Source organism: Deinococcus arcticus, from assembly GCF_003028415.1.
In the GTDB taxonomy this organism is placed as follows: domain Bacteria; phylum Deinococcota; class Deinococci; order Deinococcales; family Deinococcaceae; genus Deinococcus; species Deinococcus arcticus.
In genome coordinates, this window is sequence record NZ_PYSV01000005.1 from 40,176 (window position 1) to 56,873 (window position 16,698).

Sequence of the window (16,698 nt, forward strand, 5' to 3'; positions counted from 1 at the left end):
TTGCTGGCAGCGGTGGCACGCTGCCGGGTCCCCACCTGCCGCTTCACGACTGCCCGGAGGTTTTCCATGCATGTAGGCCGCATTGCCCGTTGTGTTTCCCTGGTCTCGCTGGCCCTGCTCGGCGCGGCCCACGCCGCCCCCAAGAAAATGACGGGCCTGGGCAGCCTGGGCGTGGTGGGCGGCAAGAGTGGAGGCACCTACACCCTGCCACTGGGCGATAGCCCCCAGAGCCTGTTCTATTACGGCGTGATTGACAACAACCTGGGGCTGATCTCGCAGCAGATGTTCGATGGGCTGGTGGAATTCAACCTCGCCACCTACAAGATCGAGCCGGCGCTGGCCGAGAGCTGGACCATCAGCCCGGACGGCAAGGTGTACACCTTCAAGCTCCGGGGCGGGGTCAAGTGGAGCGACGGACAGGCGTTCAACGCCGACGACGTGCTCTTTACCTACCGCAACATGATCATGAACCCGGAAGCGCGCGCCGGCGACCCAGGCAACTTCCGCCTGGGCGGCGAGGCCGTGACCATTGCCAAGGTGGATTCCATGACGGTGCGCTTTACCCTGCCGCGCCCGGCGCCCGCCTTCCTGTTGCAGCAGCGCTACTTCATCATGCCGCAGCACAAGCTGGTCAAGTTTGGCCAGGAGAGCGGCGCCAAACCCGCCGACATCAACGGCGCGTGGCCCACCAACGTGGCGGAAACTGAGGTGGTGGGCACCGGGCCCTTCAAGCTGGCCAACTACACGGCCGGGCAGAAGGTGGCGCTGACCCGCAATCCCAACTACTGGAAGGTGGACGCCGCCGGCACAAGGCTGCCCTACCTTGACCGCCTGGAATTCCTGATTATTCGCGACCCCCAGGCGCAGGTGGCGCAGTTCCTGGCGGGCAACCTGGACCAGCTGAACATCAGCGGCGCGCAGTTTCCCGACCTGAAGCAGAAGGAGGTGGCGGGCGCGCCCTTCAAGGTGATGCGCTCCACAGCGCTGTTCGGGAGCCCGCCCTTCGTGGCCTACAACTTCGACGCCAAGAACCCGGCGCTGGCCAAGGTGTTCAGTGACGTGCGCTTCCGGCGCGCCATGCAGATGGCGGTCAACCGCGAGCGCATCATTGATTCCGTGTACAACGGGCTGGCCAGCCTGCCCGGGCACGGGGTGGCCCCGGCCAACAAGGCGTTTTACGTGAACACCACCCGCCAGCTGGGCGAATTTGATCTGGCGGCGGCGGGGCGCGCACTGGACGCCATGGGCCTGAGCCGAAAGAACGCGGCGGGCATTCGCCTGCTGCCGGGCGGCCAACCCCTGGAAATTGACCTGACTTACGGCACTGACAGCGCCGTATACCCGCCCATGGCGACCATCCTGCAAAGCGACTTTGCCAAGGTGGGCGTGAAGGTGAACCTGAAGGGCATTCTCTCCAGCCGCTTGCTGGCCACCGGGCAGAGCGGCGACTGGGAAATGATCCTGCACGCCTTTGGCGACCAGCCTGACCCCGAACTGCGCCGGCCCATCTGGCAGCCCGGCGGCAGCCTGTACTACTGGCACCGCGCGCCCCAGCCCGCCAGGGACGGCGACGCCGCCAACACCGCGAAAATGGCCGCGTGGGAGCGGGAAATCTACGACATCTTCAACAAGGCGGCTGTGGAGCCCAGCGCCAGCGCCCGCAAGGCCCTGTACACCCGCTGGCAGCTACTGTTCGCCCAGAACCTGCCGGTGACCCCCATCGCCAAGCCTGAAAACATTGGCGCTGTAAGCAACAAATACGGCAACTATGTGTACAACCTGGGCGTAATTCCGGGCTACAACCCGGTGCCGCTGATCTACCAGAAGTAGAGCTTGGAGGGGGTGGGCTGCGGGTTGTGGGCTGAAGTGCTCCACCACCGGGCCACCCCTTTGCGCGTTGTCCCCCAGAAGGAGCTGCCTTTGCTTTTTCCTCCCACCCACCACCCACCTTCCACAACCCCCCCATGCTGACCTACGCCCTGCGCCGCTTGCTGGGCATGATCCCCACGCTGCTGCTGATCAGCGTGGTGTGCTTCGCCGTGATTCAGCTGCAACCCGGCAGCTTTCTGGACCAGTTCCGGGAAGATCCGCGCGTGACCCCGGAGTCGCTGGCCGCCATGACGCGGCAGCTGGGCCTGGACCAGCCGCTGTGGGCGCAGTACCTGAACTGGGTGCGCGGCATCGTCACCGAGGGAGACTTTGGGTATTCCTTTGCTAACGGGCGCCCGGTGGGCAGCCTGATCTGGGAGCGGCTGGGCTGGACCGTCTTTCTGGCCATGCTGACGCTGCTGGTGTCGTGGGTGATTGCAGTGCCGCTGGGCATCTACACCGCCATTCACCAGCACCGCAAGCGGGCCACGATCCTCAACTTTCTGGGCTATATCAGCCTCGCCACGCCAGATTTTCTGGTGGCGTTGCTGCTGATTGCCCTGGTGCTGAACCTGGGCGGCACCAACGTGGGGGGCCTGTTCAGCCCACAGTTCATTGACGCGCCCTGGAGCGGGGCCCGGGTGCTGGACCTGCTCGCGCACCTGTGGATTCCCGTCGTGGCCATCGGCTTAGAAGGCGTGGCAGGCCTGATGCGCCAGATGCGCGCCTCACTGCTGGACGTGCTGCATCAGGATTACGTGCGCACCGCCCACGCCAAGGGACTGGCCGCGCGGCGGGTGCTGTGGGGGCACGCGGCCAGAAACGCGGTCAATCCGCTCATCAGCCTCGCCGGCCTCAGCCTGCCGGGCCTGATCTCGGGGACCATCATCGCCTCCATTGTGCTGAACCTGCCCACCATCGGCCCCTTTCTGTATGACGCCCTGCTGAACAAGGACCAGTTCGTGGCCATGACCCTGCTGATGTTCAGCGCCCTGCTGCTGCTGCTGGGCAACCTGCTGGCAGACCTGGCACTGGCCTGGGCCGACCCGCGCGTGAGGTTCGACTGATGACGGCCGCGCCCGTGTCTGCCCCCGCTCCCACCGCCCGGCGCCAGAGCCCATTCGAGTTGGCTCTGCGCCGCTTTCGCCGCAACCGCGCCGGGGTGCTGAGTGCCTGGGTGCTGGCCGCCCTCTATTTGACCGCGCTGCTGGCCGGCTTTCTGGCGCCGTATTCCATTACTGCGCAGCACGAGGACGCGCCCTATCAGCGGCCCCAGGCCGTGCACGTGGTCCACAACGGCCAGCTCACGCGCCCCTTCGTGTACGGCGTCAAGAAAACCCGCGATCCGGTCACCTTTGCCAGCACCTTCACCGAGGACCGCAGCCGCCCGCTGCCCATCCTGTTCTTCGTGCGTGGGGAGGACCCCGCAGAGTTCGGCTACAACCTCCTGGGCGTGTTTCGCAGCCAGTGGCATCTGTTCGGCGTCCAGGAGGGCACTGTCTTTCTGCTGGGCACCGACCGCTTTGGCCGCGACCTGCTGTCGCGCATGCTGGTGGGCTCGCAGGTCTCCCTGACCGTGGGGCTGGTGGGCATTGTGATCTCGTTTGCTATCGGCATCGTGCTGGGCGGCGTCAGTGGGTACTTCGGCGGCTGGGTGGACAGCGTGATCCAGCGGCTGGTGGAAGTGCTGCTGTCGTTTCCCCGCCTGCCCATTCTGCTGGCCCTCTCCACCGTGATTCCGGCCAAGTGGCCGTCCACCTGGGTGTACCTGGGCATCGTGGCGGTGCTGGCCCTGATCGGCTGGGCGGGGCTGGCGCGCGTGGTGCGCGGGCAGGTGATGGGCGCGCGCGGCGTGGACTATGTGCAGGCGGCCCGCGCCCTGGGCGGCAGCGACCTGCGGGTGATCCTGCGCCACATCATGCCCAACCTGTCGTCTTTCCTCATTGTGACGGCCACCCTGGCCCTGCCCGGCTACATCCTGGGCGAGAGCGCCCTGAGCTTCCTGGGCCTGGGCATCAAGGAACCCATGACCAGCTGGGGCCTGCTGCTCAAGGACGCCCAGAACTTCGAGACCCTGAACCTTTACCCGTGGCTGCTGCTGCCCGGGGCGCTGATCGTGGTATCGGTGCTGGCTTTTAACTTCCTGGGCGACGCCCTTCGCGACGCCGCCGATACGCAGAGCCGGTAGGGGAGAGGCGCACAGTCAACCGGGGGCCTGCTGATTGGCGTCACTCCACCAGCAGGCCCCCGGCGTTCCTTTGCTTACTCCTGGGCCAGCAGCTCCTGCAGCTGTTGCAACAGTTTCTGCACTCTGGCCCGGCGGCGGTCATCCAGCCGGGCCAGAGTGCGGCGATCACGAAGTTGCTGCGCCACCATCTGGGACAGGTCAGGGGCGGCGCCCGGTCCGCGCACCCGCTCCCGGAGCTGCGCCACGGTAGCACCCTCCAGCGCCTCCTGAATCAGCCCAGGGCGTTCAGCGGCCCCGGCGCGGCCGATTACCAGCGCCTTGCGGTAGTCCAGGCCGGCGCGCACCGCTGCCTGCACCTCCTCGGGCAGGTTCAGCACCGCGGCGCGGTTGCGAATGAAGCTGCGCCAGGATTCCCGCCCCAGGGCGCTGAAGGCGGTGTCCAGGGCAGTCACCTGCGCCGGCTCGGCGTCAGGCGCGCGGTCCAGGGCGAACATCCGGGCCACGGCGGCGTCCTCGGGCACGCCCAGGGTCACGGCGGCCACCTGCAGTTTCGCGCGCACCTCTTCCATCACGTTCAGGTCCTCACGCTGCAGATTCTCCACGGCAGCGGCCAGCCGGGCTTCGCGGTCATCCAGCGTGCGAATCAGGACCGGCACTTCACTCAGCCCGGCCTGCTGCGCAGCGCGCCAGCGGCGCTCACCGGCCACGATCTCGTACCCCTCTGCCACGGGGCGCACCAGCAGCGGCTGCAGCACACCCTGTTCCTGAATACTGGCAGTCAGTTCGGCCAGGCTCTGTTCGCTGAAGTGCAGCCGGGGCTGAAAGGTGCCGGGGCGCAACTGGCCTACCGCCAGGGTGGTGGCAGCCGGCTGGGCCAGGGCGTCCACCCCCGCCACCAGCCCGCTCAGGCGTGCGCCAATCACCGGCCGGGTTTTGCGGGTCACGCCGTGGCTCCGGGAATGTCCACCTGCAGGCCAGTGGCGCGGGCAATCTCGGCGCTCACGCGCAGCACGTCGCGGTGAACAGGGCTGCCTGGGGCGTATACCCCCACGGGCTGCCCAGCACTGGCGCTGTCGTTCCACACTGCGCCCCGGTCAGCAATCGGGCTGGCCAGGGGCTGCAGCAATTCCTTCAGGGCCGCGTACGCCTCGCGGTCGTGGGAGCGCCGCGCGTCATAGAGGGTGGGCACATACAGGGCCACCGTGAGGTCCGGGCGCAGTTTGCGGTAGGTGGCCATCGCCTCACCCAGCCCTGCCAGGGCGTTCATGCCCTTCTGCCGGGTGGGCACGGGCACAATCAGGTGGTCGGCGGCCAGAGCCCCCAGAATGGACAGCTGCCCCAGGCTGGGCGGACTGTCAATCAGGACAACGTCGTAGCGCTCCCGCCACTCGGCCAGCGCCTGTCGCAGGTGCAGGTGCGCGCCCACCACGCCCAGCATCTGCCCTTCGGCCAGTGCCAGGGACACATCGCTGGGCAGGATGTCCAGCTCATGCACGCGGATGGGGGTGGGCAGCCCATCGCCGCGCGTGGCGGTGTTGAACACGGTCTGGTCCCGCGTCACGCCACTGACGCCCAGCCAGTCGGTCAGGTTTGCCTGGGGGTCCAGATCAATCAGCAGCACGCGTTGCCCGGCCGCCGCCAGCGTGTGCCCCACATCGCGGGTCAGGCTGGATTTCATGACCCCGCCGGCATGGTTAAAAAGCGTCAGTGTGCGCATTGGGCCCCAGCCTAGCGCGTTCAGAGTCGGGCTGTCGCGTGTCACTGATCCTGTGCTCGTCACATGACGAGCAGACCATGGAGGTATCGGACAACTTGCGCCGTTTCAGGCCAGGAAGTTTGATTGAGGCGACAAGGGTAGGGGCCAAGAAGGGCATGAGGAGGCCCCGACCGCTGGCCAGAGCCGAATGCAGCCGAGATCTAACTGGCTTATCATGTCTATAACATAACGCATACAAAGTATTACGCTAAAATACTTAAATCGACCTATCGGACAACTTGCGCCGTTTTTCAGAAGATCGCTATCGGACAACTTGCGCCGTTTTTTTGCCAGCTCCATCCAGGACGCCAAAAATCAATTTGAAACTGCTGATGCTCGACCTATCGGACAACTTGCGCCGTTTTCCTCCTAACTATCGGACAACTTGCGCCGTTCTGGATGCTGCCTATCGGACAACTTGCGCCGTTTGCAAGATCGACCTATCGGACAACTTGCGCCGAAAGTATCGGACAACTTGCGCCGTTTGCCCCCTCACTATCGGACAACTTGCGCCGAAATAGGGTCAAAACTATCGGACAACTTGCGCCAAACTATCGGACAACTTGCGCCGTTTTGCCCTGAAAATACCGTGCTGACGCGGGAACGGGTGGGGCGCTTGTTGTTGTCAACATATATCTTTTAAACAGAAGAAAAGATCTAAAAGAAAAACAACAACACGGGGGGGGCAGTGGCAGACAAGGGAATCAGACGCTTTGACGAACTCAACATCGCCCGGTTGAGTCTGATCAGCGTGCAAGAGCGCATCCCCGCTGACTACCGCGACTGGAGCGTGGAACTTGAAGACGGGGAGCGGCGCTACCGCGTCACCTGCCAGGCCCTGCCCGAGTACGGCGTGCCCCACGGGATTGACACCGACATCAGCGCTGCCCTGGTCAATCTGTACATTGACCAGGGCTCGCCGCCCGACGGCGTGGTGACCTGCACGCCCTATCAGCTGCTGCAGATGGCGGGTCTGGACACCAGCGGCCGGTACTACAGCGCGCTGGACGAAAGCCTCAAGCGCCTGACCACCACGACCTACTTCATTTCCGAGGGCTGGCGCGACCATCCGCGTGGGCGCTGGACGAATGTGAACTTCCGGTACATTGACCGCATCGCCTTCACCTCTGGGCAGGCCGATCAACTTGACGCCACCAGCGTGCTGCAGATCACGCTACCGCAGGAGATTGCCCGCAGTGTGCGCGCTGGTTACCTCAAGTCGCTGGACCTGTCGTTCATGCAAACTCTGCGCCGCCCGCCTACCCGCGCGCTGTACCGCCTGCTGGATGCCCAGCGCCGCGACCCCGAAAACCCGGACGCCGTGGCCATGGCCTATCAGGTGGGCCTGATGGAGTGGGCCGAAGCTTGCAAGATCGTCACCGACCGCCCCAGCATGGCCCAGCGCACCCTGGACGCCGCGCACGAAGAACTGCTGGAAAAGGGCTTTCTGAAAAGCGTGGAGTACCTGGGGCGCGGCAAGAAAAAAATGCTGCAGTACACCTTTGGTGAGGCGTTCATTCCCCCCGACCCGGCGCTTCTGCAGGACCTGGCTGAACTGGGCGTCACGCAAACCCGGGCGCTGCAACTTGTGCGCGAACATGGCGAGGGCGCTGTGGAAGACGCGGTGGCTCGCTGCCGTACCATTCTGGTCAGCGGGTACAAACCCCGTTCCAAACCTGCCTTCTTTGTGGACGTTTTGAAGAACCCAGGAAAGTATCTGATTCCAGAAGAGCCCATGGTGGCTCAGAAACCGGCCGGCAAGGCGCCGCGCAGAGGTGCACGGGGAAATCCTCAGCCTACTCTCTTCGAGGGCCCTTCTGGGCCGTCTGAGGAGGAAGTTGATGAAGACGCCCGGTTGCGGGCCCAGCCGCGCGAGAAACAGGTGGAGGAAGTGATGCGCACCCTGACCTTCCTGCTGCGCAACGACCTGAAGCTGCAGGAGCTGGACACACTGCGCCTGGCGCTGGACGAGGGCCTGGAAGACCCGCTGGAGATCAAGGCGTGGGCTATCAAGGGCATCAGCAGCGGGCAGAAGGGCGCGGTGGTGCGGGATCTGCGCGCCCGCCTGAGCCTGCAGCGGCCCACATGACAGGGGTGGACCTGCACCCGCTGAAACACGGTTCTGGCGGACCGCGCTGGGTGATGGCGCACGCACCATGGAAGGCCAGTTGAAGCGGCTGGTGATCGCCGCGCCGCATTCAGGCAGTGGCAAGACCACGGTGGCGGCGCTGCTGTGTCTGGCGCTGCGGGCGCGCGGGCTGCGGGTGCAGCCCTTCAAGCTGGGGCCGGATTACCTAGACCCCACCCACCTGGGGCGCGCTGCTGGCCAGCAGACCCGTAACCTGGACTCGTTTCTGCTGGGCCCGACGCGCGCCCGCGACCTGTTTGCCCGCGCCGCTGCGGGAGCCGACATCAGCATTCTGGAGGGCGTGATGGGCCTGTATGACGGCCGCGACCCCAGCAGTGACGAGCACTCCACCGCTGAACTGGCCGCGTTGCTGGACGCCCCGGTGGTGCTGGTGGTTGATGCGGCGGGCATGGCCCGCACCGTGGCAGCGGTGGCGGCGGGTCTGCGTGATTTCCGGCCGGGCCTGCGGGTGGCCGGCGTGATTCTGAACCGGGTGGGCGGCGCCGGGCACGCGGCCCTGTGCGAGGTGGCCCTGGCGCAGGTGGGGTTGCCGGTCCTGGGATTCGTGTCCCAGACCCCGGCGCTGTACCTGCCTGAACGGCACCTGGGCCTGCTGGCCGCCGAGCAGACCCAGTGGGACGAGGGGGCGGCCCTGGGCGCGGCGCAGCACCTGAGGCTGGACGCCCTGCTGGCGGCGGCGCAGGCCCCGGCGCTGCCCCAGGCCCCTGCGGCGTCCTTGCCTGCCCGGCGGGTGCGGCTGGGCTACGCGCTGGACGAGGCGTTTCATTTTTACTACCCCGACGCGCTGGATGAACTGCGGCTGGCCGGCGCTGAACTGGTGCCCTTCAGTCCGCTGCGCGACGCGGGGCTGCCGTCCGGGGTGGGCGGCCTGCTGCTGGGCGGCGGCTACCCCGAGGCCCACGCGGCCGCCCTGAGTGCCAATCTGTCCATGCGGAGCGCCGTGCGGGCGTTTGCGGCCTCCGGGCGCCCAGTGGTGGGGGAGTGCGGCGGCCTGATGTATCTGGGCGAAACACTGGAAGACGGTTCGGGCGCCTGTACCGAGATGTGCGGCGTGATTCCCTACCGCACCCGCATGGCCCCGAACCTGACCCTGGGGTACCGCGAGGCCACCACGCTGGGTGCCTCTGTGCTGGCCCCGGCGGGCACGGCGCTGCGGGGCCACGAATTTCACCATTCGGTGCTGACCCACGCACCCACCCGGCCGGCCTACCGCTGGACCGGGTGGGACGGCCAGGAGGTCACTGAGGGCTATGCGGCTGGCAACGTGCTGGCCAGCTACCTCCATCTGCATCTGGGGGCAGAGCCGCTGCTGGCCGCGCGGCTGGTGGCGGCGTGTTCATGAAGGGCCAGAAGCGGGTGGCCCGCTGCGCGGCCGTGGTTTCTGCTGGCCTGCGGTGGCCTCCGGGGGCAAGGGCATGACGCTGGTGGTGGTGACCGGCGGAGCCCGCAGCGGCAAGAGCGCCTTTGCCGAGCGCCGGGCCCTGGACAGCGGCCTGCCCGTGACCTATCTGGCGACCGCGCAGGCGTTCGACGAGGAGATGGCGGCCCGAATTGCCCGGCATCAGCGCGACCGGCCTGCAGACTGGCCCACCGTGGAAGAGCCCCTGGAGGTGGCCCGGGCACTGGCCGCCTTCCCGACGCCCGCCGCGGTGCTGGACTGCCTGAGCCTGTGGGTGAGCAACCTGATGCTGGCGGGCTGGCCCGACGAGGCGGTGCTGAGCGCTGCAGACGCCCTGCTGGCCGCTGCCCAGGCCCGGGGTGGGCTGACCGTGCTGGTCACGAACGAGGTGGGCTTTGGCATCGTGCCGGAGAATGCCCTGGCGCGGCGTTACCGCGATCTGCTGGGCTGGGTGAATCAGCGGGCAGCAGCCGCCAGTGACGAGGTGTGGCTGCTGGTGAGCGGCCGGCCGCTGCGCCTGCCGTAAGGCACCTTAGCCCGCTACTTTCTGCACACTCCTTAACCACAACACTGGCCGACCAGTCAGTGATGTTTCTCTGAGACAGACTGGTCGTATGTCATTTCATCCTGTAAAGGGGTGGAGATGGTCCTCATCTTCACCCACACGGGCAAAATTCGCTGGTCGCTCGCTGACGAAACATCCCCGCCTGCACGGGGAAAACCCCAGCGGGGTCACGGTGCGCTCGATGTTGGCCGGAACATCCCCGCCTGCACGGGGAAAACGCGGCCGAGGGCATCATCGTGGAACAGTTCGCCGGAACATCCCCGCCTGCACGGGGAAAACGACGTGACCGACCTGCACAGTGCCGCCCAGGACGGAACATCCCCGCCTGCACGGGGAAAACCGTGTCTCCGGGGTGGCCGCCGCGCTGCGCGCCGGAACATCCCCGCCTGCACGGGGAAAACACGGTGCCCACCGTGGGTTTCAAAGAGGCGCACGGAACATCCCCGCCTGCACGGGGAAAACGATGACGTGGTGTGTTATGACGCCGGGAATAACGGAACATCCCCGCCTGCACGGGGAAAACTCGTCATAAACGTAGCCGTCGAGTAGTTCAACCGGAACATCCCCGCCTGCACGGGGAGAACTGCTGCTGACCCTGCAGGCGGCGGGCTGTGACCGGAACATCCCCGCCTGCACGGGGAAAACTTGAGGACGTGCTGCGGGCCGTGGTGCCGGTGCGGAACATCCCCGCCTGCACGGGGAAAACGGCGACGCGCTGCACGCCATGGAGCGCGGCGACGGAACATCCCCGCCTGCACGGGGAAAACCTGTTCAACCCCACGAACGCCAGCTTCTACGACGGAACATCCCCGCCTGCACGGGGAAAACGTGTTTACAATCACCAAGCCCAGCGGCCACGCCGGAACATCCCCGCCTGCACGGGGAAAACGCCAGCCTCGCGGAAGCAGTTGGGCATGCAGTCGGAACATCCCCGCCTGCACGGGGAAAACAAGCTCCGACAAGCGCGTTATTGACGCACAGGCGGAACATCCCCGCCTGCACGGGGAAAACGTCAATCGCGCTCTATGGCAGATCAAACAGGTCGGAACATCCCCGCCTGCACGGGGAAAACCAGGGCGAGCGCGACGCGCCCGCCCGGCCCTGCGGAACATCCCCGCCTGCACGGGGAAAACGGCATCCAGACGGGCCTGGCGCTCCAACTGGCCCGGAACATCCCCGCCTGCACGGGGAAAACAAGCTCAAGCTGAGCAGAAGCTAGCAGTGCTGCGGAACATCCCCGCCTGCACGGGGAAAACCCACCACTTCCAGGCCGGCGCGCAGGGCCAGCCGGAACATCCCCGCCTGCACGGGGAAAACGGCTTGTGCAACTCTCGCAGCGTACTCAAGGCCGGAACATCCCCGCCTGCACGGGGAAAACGATCGAGCAGCTGGTGGCCCTGTTCTGCCTCCCGGAACATCCCCGCCTGCACGGGGAAAACATAGGCGTGAGGTTCGCGCCGTCTGCTGCTGCCGGAACATCCCCGCCTGCACGGGGAAAACAAGGCGTAGGCGCTCAGGTCCGCCTGGGGCACCGGAACATCCCCGCCTGCACGGGGAAAACCAACGCAGGCCGTAATAGTCGTATTCGCGCTCCGGAACATCCCCGCCTGCACGGGGAAAACAACATGCGGGCCAGCTCCGCAATCAGCACCCACGGAACATCCCCGCCTGCACGGGGAAAACGAGGCCACGAAGCGCGAGGCCATGGCCGCTTCCGGAACATCCCCGCCTGCACGGGGAAAACCATTTTCAGCCGCCTCACACCGCCTGCGCTGACGGAACATCCCCGCCTGCACGGGGAAAACGGCCTACCGGCAGTCGGCCGAGAGCCTGGAAGAGGAACATCCCCGCCTGCACGGGGAAAACCGAGGGTGGCGAGTTCATGGGCCACGGCGCACCGGAACATCCCCGCCTGCACGGGGAAAACGCCGGCATCTGGGGGCTGCTGCACCAGCACGGCGGAACATCCCCGCCTGCACGGGGAAAACCACGTTCTGCAATAGCACGGTCCACCTCCTCACGGAACATCCCCGCCTGCACGGGGAAAACCAGGGCGGCGGCTTTTTCTGGGGAAGGTTTTACGGAACATCCCCGCCTGCACGGGGAAAACCGCAGGGAGGCGTGGTGCAGGCTCCGGGCCTTCGGAACATCCCCGCCTGCACGGGGAAAACGGTGATGCCGTCCAGGGCCGCGCCGAGGAGTGCGGAACATCCCCGCCTGCACGGGGAAAACCAGAGTTTGCTCACATAGTCTCGCGCGCCGAACGGAACATCCCCGCCTGCACGGGGAAAACGGCACCCTCAGCCGCGCCGACGCCGACAACCTCGGAACATCCCCGCCTGCACGGGGAAAACGACGCGCCGTTTGTCGTGACCGAACAGGAGGTCGGAACATCCCCGCCTGCACGGGGAAAACGCGCCTGGGAGCACCTACATCAGCCCGGCGGACGGAACATCCCCGCCTGCACGGGGAAAACACCGCGCCAAGCTGGCCGGACCTGCTGCCCAGCGGAACATCCCCGCCTGCACGGGGAAAACACCGCGCCAAGCTGGCCGGACCTGCTGCCCAGCGGAACATCCCCGCCTGCACGGGGAAAACACCACCGCGATCAACGTGGCGCGCTCGGCCGGCGGAACATCCCCGCCTGCACGGGGAAAACTGCACCGAGACTCCGCCTTTGGCCCAGTCTCCCGGAACATCCCCGCCTGCACGGGGAAAACCAGGCCAGCCGGGCCCTCAAGAAGGGCGAGTGCGGAACATCCCCGCCTGCACGGGGAAAACTGGCCCTGGTAGCGGCCAGTCTCGGCATAGGTCGGAACATCCCCGCCTGCACGGGGAAAACGTTCGGTGGCGTGGTCAGCGGTCTGGTCAACGCGGAACATCCCCGCCTGCACGGGGAAAACTGCGCTGAGCGTCAGTGAGGGTCATGGGTGTCCGGAACATCCCCGCCTGCACGGGGAAAACGAGCGCTTTGGGAATCTGGCGCTCGCGCAGCGCGGAACATCCCCGCCTGCACGGGGAAAACTTGTGTTTCTCGTGTTTCAGGGTGCGGGGGTGCGGAACATCCCCGCCTGCACGGGGAAAACAGCGCATCAGACCACTTCAGGGAGAGGGTCCGCGGAACATCCCCGCCTGCACGGGGAAAACCCCCCGTGGCGGGTGAGTGTTGGGGCTGGGTGCGGAACATCCCCGCCTGCACGGGGAAAACGGCTCGGGGGCGGGCTGGGTGGGGGTCTCCACCGGAACATCCCCGCCTGCACGGGGAAAACGCAGTCTCAGCAGGCAGGCCAGGAATGGGCGGAACATCCCCGCCTGCACGGGGAAAACACGGTGTGGCCTGTGACTGGGTGCCCCTGCGCCGGAACATCCCCGCCTGCACGGGGAAAACCCCATAAGGGTAGCGAAACCCGGCATACGTTCCGGAACATCCCCGCCTGCACGGGGAAAACATATTGATGTTGATCTTTGTTGTTGCACCACCCGGAACATCCCCGCCTGCACGGGGAAAACATGCCCGCGATATCAAAGCCGCCGAGCTGGCCCGGAACATCCCCGCCTGCACGGGGAAAACGGAGCTTGCTGAGCGCACTTCCTGGGTGGACGCGGAACATCCCCGCCTGCACGGGGAAAACATCATCGGCGGGCGGGGTCAGGATCTGTAGCACGGAACATCCCCGCCTGCACGGGGAAAACCTCCTGCGGGTCGAGCGGGCTGACGGTCAGGCCGGAACATCCCCGCCTGCACGGGGAAAACGACGCCGGGGGCTACGCCTGGGCGACCCACGGCGGAACATCCCCGCCTGCACGGGGAAAACCACCGGGTCCTGATCGACGGCGTCAAGCGCAGCGGAACATCCCCGCCTGCACGGGGAAAACCGGAGACATGATCTAACAAAGTCAGATCATGTCGGAACATCCCCGCCTGCACGGGGAAAACCGGTGCTGATTCGCCTGGGTATCGCCAAGCAACGGAACATCCCCGCCTGCACGGGGAAAACCGGGTTATCCGGCGCGTATGTTCTCCCCTGCGCGGAACATCCCCGCCTGCACGGGGAAAACCACCAGAGAAGAAGATTGACACCAAGACCGTTCGGAACATCCCCGCCTGCACGGGGAAAACACTCTCAAACGACGCGCTGAACCCACCGTCCTGTCCCCTGAGGTCCCTTCACCCCAGGGTGATACACCTTACAAAGTTTCAAGCTCCTCGGAGAGGCCATGCTCCGCTTTCAGTGTGTCATACCGTGCGTCCTTGACGGCCACGAGGGCGTAGCCTTCCAGGTCCACCAGCGTGCGCCGCCCCTCGCCGTGCATGCGGATTGCAAAGCCCTGCTCATTGGCGCTGCGAAACATCTGGGTGCAGCGGCCCGCGCGGGCGTGCTGAACGGCCTTGTCCCACAGCAGGTCGCGGACGGTGGCGCTGACGTTGCCCACATATACGCCTGTGTGGACCTCGATGAGCCACCGCGTCAGCTCGCCGCGCAGGCTGGGCGGCACCCGTTCAAGGGTCATCACGATCATGGTTGATGCCTCCCTGCACGTTCCCTTCCGGGTCCCACAGCTCGCCCACGTCGTCGTCTTCGGGGTCCGTGGCGTGGCGGTCGTCCAGCAGGGTCAGGAGGTCGTTCGCCATGCGCTCCAGCAGCCGCAGCTGCTTCATGTGGTCGCGCAGGGCCAGGCGCACGCGGCGGTCAATCTCCTCACCGCCCCGCGCCGCTTCCTGAAAGGCGACCGGCATCACGACTTCCATCTTGTAGAGGTCCGCCACGTCATAGACGAAGCTGAGCTGCTTGCCCGTATGTACGAAGCCCAGCGCCGGACTGTACCCGCAGCTCAGGATCGCCGCGTGCGCCAGGCCATACAGGCAGGCCGTGCCGCTGCTGATGGCCTTGTTGATCGGGCTGGCCGCGTCCCAGTTGCCCCGGTTGTACTTGCGCTCCTCCCACTTGACACCGTGCGCCTTGCTGTAGCGGGCGTACAGGTCCCGCACCCGCGCCCCCTCACGCCCGCGAATCTGCTGCAGGGTGAGGTTCTCCGGCAGCCCTTCGGGAAAGCGCATGGTGTACATCTGCCGCACGATCCGCTCACGGCTGCGGGGACTGGCCCACAGCCGGGCCTGCCGCATCAGGCGGTCGGACTTGCGAGACTCGCCCACGCCGCTGGCATACAGCCGCACGCCCTGTTCGCCCACCCACAGCACCGAGCAGCCCGTGTCGGATAAGGCCTTCATGGCGCTGTGGCTCATGCTGGTGCCTGGCCCCAGCAGCAGCACGCCCAGGCTGGCACAGGGAATGGTGACCATCCCTTCGGGGTGAAAGGCTCGAATGCTGCGGCCGTCCTGCTCCAGGGTGCTGTGTTCGAGGTACAGGTAGGACGTGCCGTCCCTGAACTTGGGCAATTCGCGCAGGTTCTGTTTTTTCCAGACCACGGCCTGGCTCTGGTCCGTCATGGCTTACCCCCGCGCGAGGCTCAGCAGGCCAAAACCCAGCGATTTGGCCTTGCCGATGCCCCCCTGAACGGTCTGGGCGAGTTGATCAGCGTTCTCCACCGCCAGCAGGCCCTCGAAGGTCACGGCGAAGAGGGTCATCGGTGCCCCGCCCCGCGCCTTGTACAGGCGGACATTGCCGCTCTGCACGATGTCCGCCCCCAGGACCGTGAAGCCGCCGCGTTCGCCCTGACGGTCCAGCCATTCGAGTTGCTCCCTCGCGCCGCGTAGGGCCTCACGTTTGGTACGGGGGTCCGCCGCGCGGTCCTGGCCGTTGCGGTAACGGCTGACGGTCACGTTGGCCCGCAACCGGAACAGCAGGCGGTCCCCTTCACGCAGGCCCGAGAGGTTCAGGGGTCTGACCTCTACCCCCCGGAAATAGCCCGGCCACCGGTCTTCCAGGGCCGGCCAGTCGGGGCAGGTCACGCTCTGGACCAGCAGGCCCTTGCTGTCGTCGTTGCGCCACAGCAGGCGCTCGCCGTCGGGGAGGGGGCCACCTGCCTCGCCCGCACCTGGAAAGGCCCAGCGAATCGACTGGTGCAGGGCGTAGGGGCTCCGTAAGTCCTGGTTGGCCTGACGGTTTCCCTCGCTCAGAAACAGGCGCGAGAGGTACATCAGCCCACCTCCGGCAACGCGACGGGCGCTTCGCTGAACATCCACACGTCCCGCAGGGCGTAGCGGCGCTCGGCGAAGGGCGCGGTGGGGTCGTCGCGGCGCAGGCCGGGCGAGAGGCGGCGCGTGTCGCCCGGCACCGCGTCCCGGTCGACCACGAAGCGGTAGGGGGCGCTGAGGTCATCCCGCTCGCCGCGCAGGCTGGGGGCCGAGCGCAGCACGTCCAGCAGTGCGCCGTCCCGCACGCCGCCGCCTTGCCAGAGGGCCTCGGCGGGCGGAAAGCTCCTCCGGCCCAGGCACAGGGGCCAGTACGGGTTTCGCAGGGCAGCGTCCACGGCTTCGAGCAGGGGGCGTTCCCCCTCCAGCGCGGCCCAGAAGGCAGCGTCCGCGAGGTAGGCGCGGCGGGTCACGCTGGTGCTCGTCTTGCGCTCGCCGGGAAAGAGTTGCGCGGTGTGGTAGTCGGTCCTCACCACCCCTTCCCGGTCCACCCGCACCCCGAAGCGCAGGGCGGCGAGGTGGTCTATCGGCTCGGCCCGGTCAATGCCCAGGGCCGCCGCGCAGAGGCCCAGCACGCCGCTTTTGCTCGGCTCGGCCTCGGTGTCGCGGTCGTCGAACTGGCTGCGGGTGCCCCACGCCTGCATCGGCCCCACCAGCCGGATGAGCAAGGTCGCCACG

General features: G+C 66.6%; 12 protein-coding genes and 1 CRISPR repeat array. Of the genes, 6 read left to right on the forward strand and 6 right to left on the reverse strand.

The window, feature by feature from the left end; all coding sequences use genetic code 11:
• Positions 1 to 66 precede the first annotated feature (66 nt).
• The 3 genes from C8263_RS06715 (at position 67) to C8263_RS06725 (ending at position 4,057) form a co-directional block, all read left to right on the forward strand.
• Complete coding sequence (locus C8263_RS06715) at positions 67 to 1,830, forward strand: ABC transporter substrate-binding protein (RefSeq protein WP_107137362.1); 1,764 nt, start codon at positions 67 to 69, stop codon at positions 1,828 to 1,830.
• A gap of 134 nt (positions 1,831 to 1,964) precedes the next feature.
• The gene (locus tag C8263_RS06720; protein ID WP_107137363.1) at positions 1,965 to 2,936 is read left to right on the forward strand and encodes an ABC transporter permease; all 972 of its coding nucleotides are present in this window, start codon (positions 1,965 to 1,967) and stop codon (positions 2,934 to 2,936) included.
• Positions 2,936 to 4,057, forward strand: a complete 1,122-nt coding sequence (locus C8263_RS06725) for an ABC transporter permease (protein ID WP_107137364.1) — start codon at positions 2,936 to 2,938, stop codon at positions 4,055 to 4,057. Before C8263_RS06720 ends, C8263_RS06725 begins: the two co-directional genes overlap by 1 nt.
• Before the next feature lie 74 nt (positions 4,058 to 4,131).
• Here the strand turns inward: C8263_RS06725 and C8263_RS06730 are convergent, their stop codons facing one another.
• Both C8263_RS06730 and C8263_RS06735 read right to left on the reverse strand, forming a co-directional pair.
• Complete coding sequence (locus C8263_RS06730) at positions 4,132 to 5,001, reverse strand: ParB/RepB/Spo0J family partition protein (RefSeq protein ID WP_107137365.1); 870 nt, start codon at positions 4,999 to 5,001, stop codon at positions 4,132 to 4,134.
• Positions 4,998 to 5,774, reverse strand: a complete 777-nt coding sequence (locus C8263_RS06735; protein WP_107137366.1) for a ParA family protein — start codon at positions 5,772 to 5,774, stop codon at positions 4,998 to 5,000. Before C8263_RS06735 ends, C8263_RS06730 begins: the two co-directional genes overlap by 4 nt.
• 727 nt (positions 5,775 to 6,501) lie before the next feature.
• Between C8263_RS06735 and C8263_RS06740 the strand changes: the two genes are divergently transcribed.
• The 3 genes from C8263_RS06740 (at position 6,502) to cobU (ending at position 9,887) form a co-directional block, all read left to right on the forward strand.
• On the forward strand, positions 6,502 to 7,902 hold the full coding sequence (locus tag C8263_RS06740; RefSeq protein WP_107137367.1) for a replication initiator protein A: 1,401 nt from the start codon (positions 6,502 to 6,504) through the stop codon (positions 7,900 to 7,902).
• A 67-nt stretch (positions 7,903 to 7,969) separates the two neighbouring features.
• Complete coding sequence (locus C8263_RS06745; RefSeq protein ID WP_233218684.1) at positions 7,970 to 9,304, forward strand: cobyrinic acid a,c-diamide synthase CobB; 1,335 nt, start codon at positions 7,970 to 7,972, stop codon at positions 9,302 to 9,304.
• A gap of 73 nt (positions 9,305 to 9,377) precedes the next feature.
• Positions 9,378 to 9,887 carry a bifunctional adenosylcobinamide kinase/adenosylcobinamide-phosphate guanylyltransferase gene (gene cobU, locus C8263_RS06750; RefSeq protein WP_107137486.1) on the forward strand — a complete coding sequence of 170 codons (510 nt, stop codon included), beginning with the start codon at positions 9,378 to 9,380 and terminating at the stop codon, positions 9,885 to 9,887.
• Between the two features lie 167 nt (positions 9,888 to 10,054).
• Positions 10,055 to 14,046: direct repeats of the CRISPR family, unit length 29 nt; unit sequence CGGAACATCCCCGCCTGCACGGGGAAAAC.
• A gap of 68 nt (positions 14,047 to 14,114) precedes the next feature.
• On the opposite strand, the gene cas2e is transcribed toward cobU, so the two are convergent.
• From cas2e to cas5e, 4 genes are read right to left on the reverse strand one after another with little or no spacing between them, the layout of a single operon-like run.
• Positions 14,115 to 14,447 (reverse strand): type I-E CRISPR-associated endoribonuclease Cas2e, encoded by a 333-nt coding sequence (cas2e, locus tag C8263_RS06755; protein ID WP_107137368.1) that lies wholly within the window; start codon positions 14,445 to 14,447, stop codon positions 14,115 to 14,117.
• Complete coding sequence (cas1e, locus tag C8263_RS06760) at positions 14,428 to 15,375, reverse strand: type I-E CRISPR-associated endonuclease Cas1e (protein WP_107137369.1); 948 nt, start codon at positions 15,373 to 15,375, stop codon at positions 14,428 to 14,430. Before cas1e ends, cas2e begins: the two co-directional genes overlap by 20 nt.
• Before the next feature lie 3 nt (positions 15,376 to 15,378).
• A complete protein-coding gene (gene cas6e, locus C8263_RS06765; RefSeq protein WP_107137370.1) occupies positions 15,379 to 16,026 on the reverse strand; it encodes a type I-E CRISPR-associated protein Cas6/Cse3/CasE in 648 nt (215 codons plus the stop codon).
• Positions 16,026 to 16,697, reverse strand: a complete 672-nt coding sequence (gene cas5e / locus C8263_RS06770) for a type I-E CRISPR-associated protein Cas5/CasD (RefSeq protein ID WP_107137371.1) — start codon at positions 16,695 to 16,697, stop codon at positions 16,026 to 16,028. The genes cas6e and cas5e overlap by 1 nt, the downstream gene beginning before the upstream one ends.
• Between the last annotated feature and the right edge of the window lies 1 nt (position 16,698).